The sequence below is a fragment of the Pseudomonas sp. TE6288 genome, assembly GCF_054062095.1.
The window spans coordinates 179,997-191,713 of sequence record NZ_JBSSEW010000003.1 but is presented as its reverse complement, the minus strand read 5'-3'; the positions used below and the strand labels follow the sequence as shown (position 1 = coordinate 191,713).

At 64.7% G+C, this 11,717-nt stretch carries 10 protein-coding genes; 7 read left to right on the top strand and 3 right to left on the bottom strand.

What is annotated here, in order from left to right:
* Positions 1-28: 28 nt before the first annotated feature.
* Positions 29-970 (top strand): LysR family transcriptional regulator, encoded by a 942-nt coding sequence (locus tag ACVWY1_RS04300; protein WP_102682867.1) that lies wholly within the window; start codon positions 29-31, stop codon positions 968-970.
* A 45-nt stretch (positions 971-1,015) separates the two neighbouring features.
* Positions 1,016-1,234: a DUF2970 domain-containing protein gene (locus ACVWY1_RS04295; protein WP_277504802.1), complete on the top strand. Its 219-nt coding sequence runs from the start codon at positions 1,016-1,018 to the stop codon at positions 1,232-1,234.
* A gap of 297 nt (positions 1,235-1,531) precedes the next feature.
* Here ACVWY1_RS04295 and ACVWY1_RS04290 read toward each other — a convergent pair whose 3' ends face one another.
* Positions 1,532-2,608 (bottom strand): ABC transporter substrate-binding protein, encoded by a 1,077-nt coding sequence (locus ACVWY1_RS04290; protein ID WP_457377834.1) that lies wholly within the window; start codon positions 2,606-2,608, stop codon positions 1,532-1,534.
* A gap of 216 nt (positions 2,609-2,824) precedes the next feature.
* On the opposite strand from ACVWY1_RS04290, the gene ACVWY1_RS04285 reads away from it, so the two are divergent.
* The 3 genes from ACVWY1_RS04285 (at position 2,825) to ACVWY1_RS04275 (ending at position 6,689) form a co-directional block, all read left to right on the top strand.
* Entirely contained in the window at positions 2,825-4,477 is a 1,653-nt protein-coding gene (locus tag ACVWY1_RS04285; RefSeq protein WP_102682869.1) for a nitrite/sulfite reductase, read from the top strand.
* Complete coding sequence (locus ACVWY1_RS04280; protein WP_023629994.1) at positions 4,461-4,955, top strand: DUF934 domain-containing protein; 495 nt, start codon at positions 4,461-4,463, stop codon at positions 4,953-4,955. The genes ACVWY1_RS04285 and ACVWY1_RS04280 overlap by 17 nt, the downstream gene beginning before the upstream one ends.
* Positions 4,956-5,123: 168 nt before the next feature.
* Complete coding sequence (locus ACVWY1_RS04275) at positions 5,124-6,689, top strand: hypothetical protein (protein ID WP_457377833.1); 1,566 nt, start codon at positions 5,124-5,126, stop codon at positions 6,687-6,689.
* Between the two features lie 76 nt (positions 6,690-6,765).
* Here the strand turns inward: ACVWY1_RS04275 and ACVWY1_RS04270 are convergent, their stop codons facing one another.
* On the bottom strand, positions 6,766-7,626 hold the full coding sequence (locus ACVWY1_RS04270; protein ID WP_457377832.1) for an AraC family transcriptional regulator: 861 nt from the start codon (positions 7,624-7,626) through the stop codon (positions 6,766-6,768).
* A gap of 298 nt (positions 7,627-7,924) precedes the next feature.
* Here ACVWY1_RS04270 and dkgB point away from each other — a divergent pair, with 298 nt between their 5' ends.
* Together dkgB and ACVWY1_RS04260 are read left to right on the top strand one after the other, a co-directional pair.
* On the top strand, positions 7,925-8,728 hold the full coding sequence (gene dkgB, locus ACVWY1_RS04265) for a 2,5-didehydrogluconate reductase DkgB (RefSeq protein WP_277504810.1): 804 nt from the start codon (positions 7,925-7,927) through the stop codon (positions 8,726-8,728).
* Positions 8,729-8,786: 58 nt separating this feature from the next.
* Complete coding sequence (locus ACVWY1_RS04260) at positions 8,787-9,968, top strand: MFS transporter (protein ID WP_457377831.1); 1,182 nt, start codon at positions 8,787-8,789, stop codon at positions 9,966-9,968.
* A gap of 72 nt (positions 9,969-10,040) precedes the next feature.
* On the opposite strand, the gene ahpF is transcribed toward ACVWY1_RS04260, so the two are convergent.
* The gene (gene ahpF / locus ACVWY1_RS04255; RefSeq protein ID WP_457377830.1) at positions 10,041-11,603 is read right to left on the bottom strand and encodes an alkyl hydroperoxide reductase subunit F; all 1,563 of its coding nucleotides are present in this window, start codon (positions 11,601-11,603) and stop codon (positions 10,041-10,043) included.
* Positions 11,604-11,717 lie beyond the last annotated feature (114 nt).

Below are 11,717 nucleotides of genomic sequence, written 5' to 3'. Positions count from 1 at the left end.
TCCATAACTCCAACAAAGAGCGGCGCCCATGAACCTCAGCAAGGTCGACCTCAACCTGTTCATCGTTTTCGACGCGATCTACACCGAAGCCAACCTGACACGCGCCGGGCAGATCGTCGGCATCACCCAGCCGGCGGTGTCCAACGCCCTGTCACGCCTGCGCGAGACGTTCAACGACCCGCTGTTCGTGCGCACCGCCCAGGGCATGGTGCCCACGCCCATGGCGCAGAACATCATCGGCCCGGTGCGCAACGCGCTGTCGCTGCTGCGCACCTCGGTACAGGAAAGCCGCATCTTCACCCCGCTGCAGGCAAGCAAGACCTTCCGCATCAGCATGACCGACCTCACCGAGGCGGTGATCCTGCCACCGCTGTTCCAGCGCCTGCGGCGGCTCGCCCCGGCGCTGGTGATCGAGAGTTTCCTGTGCAAGCGCCGCGAGACCACCAAGGAACTGGCCGCCGGGCGCCTGGACTTCGCCGTCGACGCGCCACTGAACACCGACCCTCAGGTGCGTCACGTCAAGCTCATGCAGGACCGTTATGTCTGCGCCATGCGCCCCGGCCACCCACACGCCGACAGCAAGCTGAGCCTGGACAACTACCTGGCCATGACCCACATCCATATCTCCAGCCGCCGTAACGGCCTGGGCTACGTGGACCTGGCCCTGGGCAAGATGGGCGTGCAACGCCGTGTCGCCCTGCGTTCGCAGCACTACCTGATGGCCTCCCAGGTACTGCAGCAGACCGACATGGTCATGACCGTGCCCGAGCGTTTCGCCCGCCGCCACCAGTTGCGCCACCAGCCCCTGCCGGTGGAGGTACCGGCGCTGGAGACTCACCTGTACTGGCACGAAAGCACCGATCAGGACCCGGCAAACCGCTGGATGCGCGAGCAGATCATCGAGCTGTGCGAGCGGGTGGTGGCCCAGGATGAGCAGGAACAGGCAAGCCCGGCAATCGCATCGGCCTGAGTCGCCTACACTGTCGGTGATTGCCTCTGAACCCAGGAGCCACTCATGGACGACAGCCAACATGGCAAGCCACCGACATTCTGGCAAATGCTGCAAAGCATCCTTGCCGCGGCGTTTGGCGTGCAAAGCGGCAAGAACCGCGCCCGCGACTTCACCTATGGCAAGGCCAGCCATTTCATCGTGATGGGGACGGTGTTCACGCTGATCTTCATCTTCGCGCTGATCGGCCTGGTGCAGCTGGCGATGCACCTGACGGCGCGCTAGTCGCGCCGGGCAATACTGCTTGGCTAAACGCAATCCGCCCGCGGATATCCCTTCCGCGGGCGGTTCAGGTGTATCTCACGGTCTTGAGCAGTTATCCGCTATTGATGGCTGACCCAGTACACCGCGGTGACCACCACCAGTACGATCAGACACAGGATCGCCCAGGCATCGACACTGCTGTCAGCTTTGCGGACCTTGGTAGAGTTTCCCATTGCATTGCCTCTTGTAGTGGTTATGGGAATGCACTTCACAAGCAGCAGTTAAGTCCAGCAATGCCCTTCGCTCAAGCAGGGTCTTTCAATACTCGACGGGTGAAGTCAGAAACGGGTAGCGGAAATCCGCCGGCCGCCCTTCGGCACTGAAACGGTGGAAGTCGATGCCGTGGTCATCCTGCTCCAGCAGCTTGAGCCAGCGCCGCGCCTTGGCCGGGTCGATCAGTTGCAGGGCGGGCGCGCTGTGCTCACGCTGGCCGTCGCGATCCACTGCAAGCCCTTGTGCGTCGTCGTGCAACATGACCATGGCCCAGCCACCCAGGGTGAAGTGCCCGCCCATGAGCACGCTCAAACGCCCTTCGATTCGCGCGCGCAGTGCCTCGGGCGAGCTATTGACCGCACTGAACAGGGTGTCGCGCCCCGGTACCTTGCCCAACGCTTCGAAGGCCTGCATGGCACCGAACGCCATCTGGTCGTTGGCCGCCCACACCAGGCGGGTGTCGGGGTAGCGCTCGAGCAGCATCTGCGCCTGTTCGAAGGCGCGCTCGCGGCTCCAGCCGCCGTATACCACCTGGCGCAGGCGCACCCGGGGGAACTCGGCCAGTGCCCGGCGCATGCCCTGCACGCGCAGCTGCGAAGCCGGCGTGGTCTTGACCCCGGCAAAGGCCAGCAGGTCGACCGGCCCGGCTTCGGCAGGCAGTTGCGCCACCAGCGCCTTGAGCATCTGGTAGCCCGCCTCCTCGTCGTTGCTGACCAACGTGCCGAGTACTTCAGGATATTTGTCCGGCTGCGCCTGGACACTGTGTGCCTGGCTGTCGGTGAGGCCGTTGTTGACCAGGAACAGTTTGACCCCGGTGCCCCGCGACAAGCGGATGATCTCCGGCGCGACGTACAGCTCGTTGACCAGCACCAGGTAATCCGGGCGCTGCGGCCCTTGCAGTACCTCGCGAGCCTGGGTAAGGGCAAGGTCGGCGCGACGCTCGCTGTACTGCACGCGCAAGGTCATGCCCAGGTCGCTGGCGGCGGCCTGCATGAAACGTGAATAGTCAACCCAGAACGTTTCATCGGAGTAGCCCGGGTTGAGAAATACCACCGAAGCGGCCTGCGCGCTCGCTGCCAGTGGCAGGCTCAGGCACAGGCTCTGGCACAAGGCCTTGAGCATGCTGTTACTCCCCTGCGAAGCAAACCCCGGATTATAGCCCTGCGATGTACCGCAGCGGACAAATGCCAGTCAGTCTCACTTAGTCCAATTGGTTCTTTTCATATGCAAAAACATCACTTTAGCGCATAAACCCACTCTGCTATCGTTCCTCCGCTCCGCCCCGGAGTGCGCGGCCGTGCGCGCGATTAGCTGCATGCAGCCTGAGACAGGACTTATATGTACGTATACGACGAGTACGATCAGCGGATCATCGAGGACCGCGTCAAGCAGTTCCGTGATCAGACCCGCCGCTACCTGGCCGGTGAGCTGAGCGAAGAAGAATTCCGCCCTCTGCGCCTGCAGAACGGCCTGTATATCCAACGTTTCGCGCCGATGTTGCGAGTCGCCGTGCCGTATGGCCAGCTGAACGCACGTCAGACCCGCATGCTGGCGAAGATCGCCCGCGACTACGACAAGGGCTATGCGCACATCAGCACGCGCCAGAACGTGCAGTACAACTGGCCGGCGCTGGAAGACATCCCTGAAATTCTCGCTGAGCTGGCCACCGTGCAGATGCACGCGATCCAGACCAGCGGCAACTGCCTGCGCAACGTCACCACCGACCAGTTCGCCGGTGTCGCCGCCGACGAGCTGGTCGACCCGCGCCCGTGGTGCGAGATCGTCCGCCAGTGGACCACCTTCCACCCGGAATTCGCCTACCTGCCACGCAAGTTCAAGATCGCCGTCAACGGTTCGAGCGACGACCGCGCCGCCATCGAAGTGCACGACATCGGCCTGGAGCCGGTGCGCAACGCCGCAGGCGAACTGGGCTTCCGCGTATTGGTCGGTGGCGGCCTGGGCCGCACTCCGGTGATCGGCGCGTTCATCAACGAGTTCCTGCCCTGGCAGGACCTGCTCAGCTACCTGGACGCCATCCTGCGCGTGTACAACCGTTACGGTCGTCGTGACAACAAGTACAAGGCGCGGATCAAGATCCTGGTCAAGGCCCTCACCCCGGAAGTGTTCGCCGAGAAGGTCGAGGCCGAGATGGTCCACCTGCGTGGCGGCAACACCACCTTGACCGAGGCCGAAGTACAGCGCGTCGCCCGCCACTTCGTCGATCCCGAGTACCTGGCCCTGAACAACACCGACTTCAGCGCGCTGGACGCCGAGCACCCGGGCTTCGCCCGCTGGCGCTCGCGCAACACCCGCGCGCACAAGAAGCCGGGCTATGTTGCCGTGACCCTGTCGCTCAAGCCCACCGGCGTTGCCCCGGGCGACCTGACCGACAAGCAGCTCGACGCGGTCGCCGACCTGGCCGAGCGCTACAGCTTCGGCTACCTGCGCACCTCCCACGAGCAGAACATCATCCTCGCCGACGTCGAGCAGCGTCAGCTGCACGCGCTGTGGCTGGAGCTGCGCGAGCAAGGCTTCGCCACCCCGAACATCGGCCTGCTGACCGACATCATCTGCTGCCCGGGCGGTGACTTCTGCTCGCTGGCCAACGCCAAGTCGATCCCGATCGCCGAGTCCATCCAGCGCCGCTTCGACGACCTGGACTACCTGTTCGACATCGGCGAGCTCGACCTGAACATTTCCGGCTGCATGAACGCCTGCGGCCACCACCACGTCGGCCACATCGGCATCCTTGGCGTGGACAAGAAGGGCGAGGAGTTCTACCAGGTCTCGCTGGGCGGCAATGCCGCGCGCGACGCCAGCCTGGGCAAGATCCTCGGCCCTTCCTTCGCCCAGGACGACATGGCCGACGTGATCGAGAAGCTGATCAATGTGTACGTCGAGCGGCGCACTGAAGACGAGCGCTTCATCGACACCTACCAGCGGATCGGCATCGACCCCTTCAAGGAACGCGTCTATGCAGCGAATCATTAAGAACAACCAGATCGTCGACGAAACCTGGCACCTGCTGCCCAAGGACGTCTCGATCGACGAACTGACCAACTGCGACGACTACATCGTGCCGCTGCAGCTGTGGCGCGACCATCCGAGCCTGCTCAAGGCCCGCGACGGCGGCCTGGGCATCTGGCTGGACAGCGACGAAGAAGCCGAGGAAATCGGCGAGCACGTCGAGCACTTCCAGGTGATCGCCCTGAACTTCCCGGCCTTCACCGACGGGCGCAGCTATTCCAACGCGCGCCTGCTGCGTGACCGCTACAAGTTCAAGGGCGAGCTGCGCGCCATTGGCGACGTACTGCGTGACCAGCTGTTCTACATGGCCCGCTGCGGTTTCGACGCGTTCGCCATCCGCGCCGACAAGGACCCGGAAGACGCCCTGCAGAGCCTGAAGGACTTCTCGGTGACCTACCAGGGCGCCACCGACGAACCGCTGCCGCTGTTCCGCCGCCGCTGATCGTCGCTTGCAGCACTCCCGGCCCGCCTTATGGCGGGCCGATTCATTTCTGCGCCGGCAAGACGACCAGTCCGGATAGGCCGAGGGAAAATCCGAACATTCACTCAGGTTTGCTGATGGCATGCCGATATCAGGGCATATCCTTTTCACTCCGCAAGGAAAGCGAAGATGAGCCCAATCACCTCGGCACTGCGATTCACGCCGATCCAAACTCCACCCGCTCCCGCGCCGAACCTGATCGTTCGCCAGCCCACGAGCGTCGCCAGCGCCCCAGGCACCCAGGTCATCCTGGGCCAGGACACCCGCATTCCCGACAGTGAGACCTACACCTCGCGAGGCACGCTGGACAGCGCGCAGCCCAGCTACACCTGGGAACAGGACGGGCTGGACAAGCTGAGCATGTACATGTTCAGCGCGGTCAAGTCGTCCTCCACCGCCGCCCGCTTCCAGGGCCTGGGCAGCGCCCTGGTGGAGCAGCTGGCGGCCAGCGGTGGCCAGCGCGTCTCCCAGTCGGCCTTGCAGGTCAACGAGACCGACACCACCCCGCTGAGCCTGCAGCAGACACGCCTGCGCGAGTTCGCCAGCAATACCGTCACCCTCAGCCTCACCACCGCCTCCGGCGCCACGGTGAAACTGGCTTTGTTCAACGGTGAGCGGGGCCTGGCGGTCGACGCCGAAGTCCAGGGCGGCGAGCTCAACGCCGGCGAGCTCAAGGGCCTGGCTGCCCTGGCCGACGGTTTCCAGTCGGCGATCAATGGCTTGACCCGGCAACCGCCGAGCCTGCAGCTCGGCTCGCTGGTCAAGCTCGATCCGAGCCTGTTCAGCGGCCTGCAAATGAATGCCAAGCTGGACTTGCCCAGTGGTGGGCAACAGACCTTCGACCTGCGCCTGGACGGCTCCACCCGCAGCCTGAAACTCGATGGCCCGAGTGGCCAGGTACAGCTGGACCTCGACTCCCAGGGCGGCGCGCTGCTCGGCGGCAAGGCCCAGCGCCAGGCCGCCCTGGACAACTACCTGACCCAGTTCGACGAGGCGCAGAAGCGCGGCAAGGGCGATGCTCAACTGACCTCGCTGCTCAAGGATGCCTTCAGCCAACTGAACAGCATCGACGACAACAGCCCGCGCCCGGCGGGCCATAACGACGCGGTGAACTCCTACAGCCGCGCGTTGCTCAGCGGCCTGGCCGACTTCAAGGCCTCGATCGTGCAACCGTCCAGCCGCCCGAACGCGCGACGCCTGGATGAGGAAGACCGCTTCGCCTACCAGGTGTCGCAATCGACCTCGACCAGTGGCCAAGGCACCACCATCGCCCGTCAGCAACGCCAGGAGGCCAAGCTGGATGCCGCCTGGCATTCGAGCCTGTCGTCTGCTGCCAAGCTCACCGAAGCGGATCCGTTCGACGAAAAGAACTACCGTTACCACACACTCAGCGAAACGGCGAGCAGCACCACCGAACTGTCGTTCGTCGACAATGTGCTCAAGGAAGCCAAGGCCACCCAGGAGGCCACCAGCACCAAGCGCGTGCTGACCTACGAGGGCGGCAAGCTTGAGTCCGATGTCAGCACGCCCGAGTCGGTGAGCCGCTCGCGCAACCTGCTGAACCTGCTCGACGATCTGTTCAAGACCGATGAGAAGGCCCGGCGCAACGGCAGCCAGTACGACCTCGACGCGCAACTGGCGGCCCATGCCGGGCTGTGGCAGTTGCAAACCGACCCGGCGAAGATCCGCGACTGACCAAGGCGCCGCCGCGCAGATAAGCCCCCCCTGCAAGGACTGCGGAAGCGGGCTCATCTGCGCGCGGCCTTGGCGCTCAGCGTAATGGCACGTAGATATCCGTCTGCCATTGTTCCAGCGGCGTCTGCGGATAGATGCTCAGGTAGTGGAAGAACAGCGGATGATCGCGCAGCTCCTCGCCACTGCCGGGTAGCCAGTCGCGGTAGATCGGGTAGATCGTCTCGCCGATGTGGTCCGGAGAGCCGACATGGCGCACCACTGCGCAGCGCCCCGCGGGCAGGCTCGACTCACAGACGCCTTGAGCGTTCGGCGCCACGGCCTCATGGATTTCCCCGCAGATGGCAAAGCGGAAGTCTTCCGGCGCGGTAGTGTCCGGATTGTTGTAGGGAATGCCGAAGCTGCGGCTGCTGGCCACGGGCGACTGCCCGCTGCTCATGCGCCAGTCGATGAACCGGCGCACGGTTTCGCTGACCTGGCTCGGCGGCCCCCGATGTTCGAGCGCGGCAAGGCGCACGGCGGCGAAATCGACGATTCGTACCTGCATGGTGATGCTCCTGGAAAAATGAGGAATGGCAAACACCGTATTCCATACCTGCCAGTCCGGCCGCCGGCGAAACGCGCTGGGCGCACGCCCGAAGGCCCGTCGAAACGCCCGGCTGAACGCTTCCGGACTTTCGAAGCCCGCCGCCAGCGCCGCGTCCAGCACCGAGTGTTCGGGCTGCCCGACCAACCGATGCGCGGCACGGCGCAGGCGCATCAGCTGCACATAACGGGCAACCGGGACGCCCACATAGGCACTGAACTGGCGGTGAAAATGAAACGCCGAAAAATGAGCCACGGCGCTCAAGGTTTCCACCGAGAGGTCACCTTCGAGGTTGTCCTCGATATAGGCCAGTACGGTCTCGAACCGTTGCTGGTAAAGGGCATTGACTGACAAATCAGGCTGCTCCTGGAAATACGGCAGGCCACAGCTTCGTCGATCCAGCCATGGCCACGCCTAGCCGCACTTGCTCAATCACAACATCCTCCGGTAACGCTGGCCTGACTGCGATTATCGGCCCGGCCGGTCTTATCCAGCGTATCCCTCCGCGGGTGAGCGCCATTATTGTCACGCACCGATCACAACCCAACCCTCCATTCATGACTCCAGCTCAAAGGACCTTGGTTTGTCGAGGCCTTAATCAATTCCGCCGAACCCTGCACACTGCACTCATTCACTCGACAGGAGCACATTCATGAGCATTCCATCCTTTGGCCTTGGCACATTCCGCCTCACCGGCCAGGCCGTCATCGACTCGGTCAGTGCGGCGCTGGAGCTGGGCTACCGCGCCATCGACACCGCGCAGATCTACAAGAACGAGGCCGAGGTCGGCCAGGCTATCGCCGCAAGCGGCGTGCCGCGCGACGAGCTGTTCATCACCACCAAGATCTGGGTCGACAACTACGCCGCCGACAAACTGATCCCCAGCCTGCGCGAGAGCCTGACCAAACTGCGCACCGAGCATGTCGACCTGCTGCTGATCCACTGGCCGGCGCCCGGCAACGGCGTCGAACTGCCCGAATACATGCAGGCCCTGGCCGAGGCCAAGCGCCAGGGCCTGACCCGCCAGATCGGCATCTCCAACTTCAATATCGAGCTGACCCGCCAGGCCATCGCCGTGGTCGGCCAGGGGGAGATCGCCACCAACCAGATCGAGCTCAGCCCGTATCTGCAAAACCGCAAGCTCACCGGCTTCCTCGCGGAACAAGGCATCGCCACAACCTCCTACATGACCCTGGCCTATGGCAAGGTCCTGAAGGATCCGCTGCTGGCGCAAATCGCCGCCAAGCACAAGGCCACCGTGGCCCAGGTGGCCTTGGCCTGGGCATTGCAACTGGGCTACGCGGTGATCCCTTCATCAACCAAGCGCGAGAACCTGGCCAGCAACCTGCTCGCCCAGAGCCTGCGCCTGGACGCCGACGACATGGCGCGCATCGCCACCCTGGAGCGTGACGGCCGTGAAGTCAGCCCAGACGGCCTGGCGCCGGCCTGGGACTGATATCCTTCGGGCATATAGGCCCACCTCCCTGATTTCAAACGCTTTTTCGGAGCTCCCAATGAGCACGCTTTCCCCCAAACGGGTGCTGTTCGCCCTGGCCATCGGCGCCTTCGGCATCGGCACCACCGAGTTCACCCCCATGGGCCTGCTGCCGGTGATCGCCGATGGCGTCGGCGCCAGCATTCCCAGCGCGGGCATGCTGATCACCGCCTATGCCATCGGCGTCATGGTCGGCGCGCCGATCATGACCTTGCTGTTCAGCCGCTTCGGCAAGCGTGCCGCGCTGATGATGCTGATGGGCATCTTCACCCTCGGCAACCTGCTGTCGGCACTGTCGCCGGACTACTACACCCTGCTTGTCTCGCGCCTGATCACCAGCCTCAACCATGGCGCCTTCTTCGGCCTGGGCGCGGTGGTGGCCGCCAGCGTGGTGCCCCGGGACAAGCAGGCCAGCGCCGTGGCCACCATGTTCATGGGCCTGACCATCGCCAACATCGGCGGCGTGCCGGCCGCCACCTGGCTCGGCCAACAGGTCGGCTGGCGCATGGCCTTTGCCGGCACCGCGGTGCTCGGCCTGCTGGCCATCGCCGCACTGTGGTATGCGCTGCCCAAGGGCGAGCGCGGCAACGTGCCCCATGTCCGCAAGGAGCTGGCAGTGATCGCCCGTCCCAACGTGCTGCTGGCCATGGCCACCACCGTGCTCGGCGCAGGCGCCATGTTCACCCTGTACACCTATGTCGCCCCGGTGCTCGCCGAACTGACCGGCGCCTCCGCCAGCTTCGTCACCCTCGGCCTGGTGCTGATCGGCGTCGGCTTTACCCTGGGCAACAGCCTGGGCGGCAAGCTGGCTGACTGGTCGCTGGACGGCGCCGCCAAGATATTCCTCGGTGCACTGGCAGCTATCATGTTGCTGATGCCGCTGGTGCTGGGCAGCCCTGTCGGCGCTGCGCTGGCGCTGTTGGTCTGGGGGATGTTCACCTTCGCCGTGGTTCCGCCGCTGCAGATGCGGGTGATGATCGCCGCAGCCGAAGCGCCGGGGCTGGCGTCGTCGATCAACGTCGGCGCGTTCAACCTGGGCAATGCCGTGGGCGCGGCCCTGGGCGGCGCGGTGATCAGCCTGGATCTGGGCTACGCGGCGGTGCCGATGGCCGGCGGCCTGCTGGCGGCGGCCGGGTTGCTGCTGGTGTGGCTGGGCGGGCGTGGCAAGGCCACCGACGCGGTCTTGGGCAAACCGGCCTGAGACAGGCGACACCCACTAAAACGCCGCCATCCCCGAGGGATGGCGGCGTTTTTGCGTTGCACCCGCAGGCGGTCAGGCCGGGGCCGAAGTGCGGATCAGGTGATCGAAGGCGGCCAGCGACGCCTTGGCGCCCTCGCCCACTGCGATGACGATCTGCTTGTACGGCACCGTGGTCACGTCACCGGCAGCGAACACACCCGGGATGCTGGTCTGGCCCTTGGCGTCGACGATGATCTCGCCGCGCGGCGACAGCTCCACGGTGCCCTTGAGCCAGTCGGTGTTCGGCAGCAAGCCGATCTGCACGAAGATGCCTTCCAGTGCCAGGTCGTGCAACGCATCGGTGGCGCGGTCCTTGTAACGCAGGCCGGTGACCTTCTCGCCATCGCCGAGCACTTCGGTGGTCAGCGCGCTGGTGATCACCTTGACGTTCGGCAGGCTGTGCAGCTTGCGCTGCAGCACGGCATCGGCACGCAGCTGGCTGTCGAACTCGATCAGGGTCACCTGGGCAACGACACCGGCCAGGTCGATGGCCGCTTCCACGCCGGAGTTGCCGCCACCGATCACCGCCACGCGCTTGCCCTTGAACAGCGGGCCATCGCAGTGCGGGCAGTAGGCCACGCCGCGAGCGCGGTATTGCTGCTCGCCCGGCACGTTCATCTCACGCCAGCGGGCACCGGTAGCCAGGATCACCGTCTTGGCCTTGAGCGAGGCGCCGCCGGCCAGGCGCACTTCGTGCAGGCCGCCGTCGGTGGCCGGGATCAACGCTTCGCCGCGCTGCAGGTTCATGATGTCGACATCGTACTGCTTGACGTGCTCTTCCAGGGCCGTGGCCAGCTTCGGCCCTTCGGTCTCCTGCACCGAGATGAAGTTCTCGATGGCCAGGGTGTCGAGCACCTGCCCACCGAAACGCTCGGCAGCAACACCGGTACGGATGCCCTTGCGCGCAGCGTAGATGGCCGCGGCAGCACCGGCCGGGCCACCGCCGACCACCAGCACGTCGAAGGCGTCCTTGGCATTGATCTTCTCGGCCTGGCGGGCACCGGCATTGGTGTCGATCTTGCCGAGGATCTCTTCCAGGCCCATACGCCCCTGGCCGAACACTTCGCCGTTCAGGTAGACGCTCGGCACCGCCATGATCTTGCGGCTTTCCACTTCATCCTGGAACAGCGCACCATCGATGGCCACATGGCGCACGTTGGGGTTGAGCACCGCCATCAGGTTCAGCGCCTGGACTACGTCCGGGCAGTTCTGGCACGACAGCGAGAAGTAGGTTTCGAAGGTGAACTCACCTTCAAGCGCCTGGATCTGCTCGATCACTTCGGCACTGGCCTTGGAGGGGTGGCCACCGACTTGCAGCAGCGCCAGCACCAGGGAAGTGAATTCGTGGCCCATGGGGATGCCGGCAAAGCGCAGGCTGATGTCGGCGCCCGGGCGGTTCAGCGAGAACGAAGGCCGACGGGCGTCGGTGCCGTCCGCGGCGAAGGTAATCAGGTTCGACAGGCCGGCGATTTCCACCAGCAGGTCGTGCAATTCGCGGGACTTCGCGCCGTCGTCGAGGGAAGCAACGATCTCGATCGGCTGGGTGACCCGCTCCAGGTAGGTTTTCAGTTGCGATTTAAGCGTGGCGTCCAACATACGGGCGATTCCTTTTTCAAAACTCGGATACAAAAACGCCCAGGCGAGATCGCCCGGGCGTTTTTACGGGGCGGTAACTGCTTCAGCTTTGGCGGCTGCCTACCGCCCGCGATT

Bases quoted from the DNA above. Each gene is read 5' to 3' on its own strand.
- ACVWY1_RS04300 (WP_102682867.1), top strand. From the start codon at position 29: ATGAACCTCAGCAAGGTCGACCTCAACCTGTTCATCGTTTTCGACGCG.
- ACVWY1_RS04295 (WP_277504802.1), top strand. From the start codon at position 1,016: ATGGACGACAGCCAACATGGCAAGCCACCGACATTCTGGCAAATGCTG.
- ACVWY1_RS04290 (WP_457377834.1), bottom strand. From the start codon at position 2,608: ATGCTCAAGGCCTTGTGCCAGAGCCTGTGCCTGAGCCTGCCACTGGCA.
- ACVWY1_RS04285 (WP_102682869.1), top strand. From the start codon at position 2,825: ATGTACGTATACGACGAGTACGATCAGCGGATCATCGAGGACCGCGTC.
- ACVWY1_RS04280 (WP_023629994.1), top strand. From the start codon at position 4,461: ATGCAGCGAATCATTAAGAACAACCAGATCGTCGACGAAACCTGGCAC.
- ACVWY1_RS04275 (WP_457377833.1), top strand. From the start codon at position 5,124: ATGAGCCCAATCACCTCGGCACTGCGATTCACGCCGATCCAAACTCCA.
- dkgB (WP_277504810.1), top strand. From the start codon at position 7,925: ATGAGCATTCCATCCTTTGGCCTTGGCACATTCCGCCTCACCGGCCAG.
- ACVWY1_RS04260 (WP_457377831.1), top strand. From the start codon at position 8,787: ATGAGCACGCTTTCCCCCAAACGGGTGCTGTTCGCCCTGGCCATCGGC.
- ahpF (WP_457377830.1), bottom strand. From the start codon at position 11,603: ATGTTGGACGCCACGCTTAAATCGCAACTGAAAACCTACCTGGAGCGG.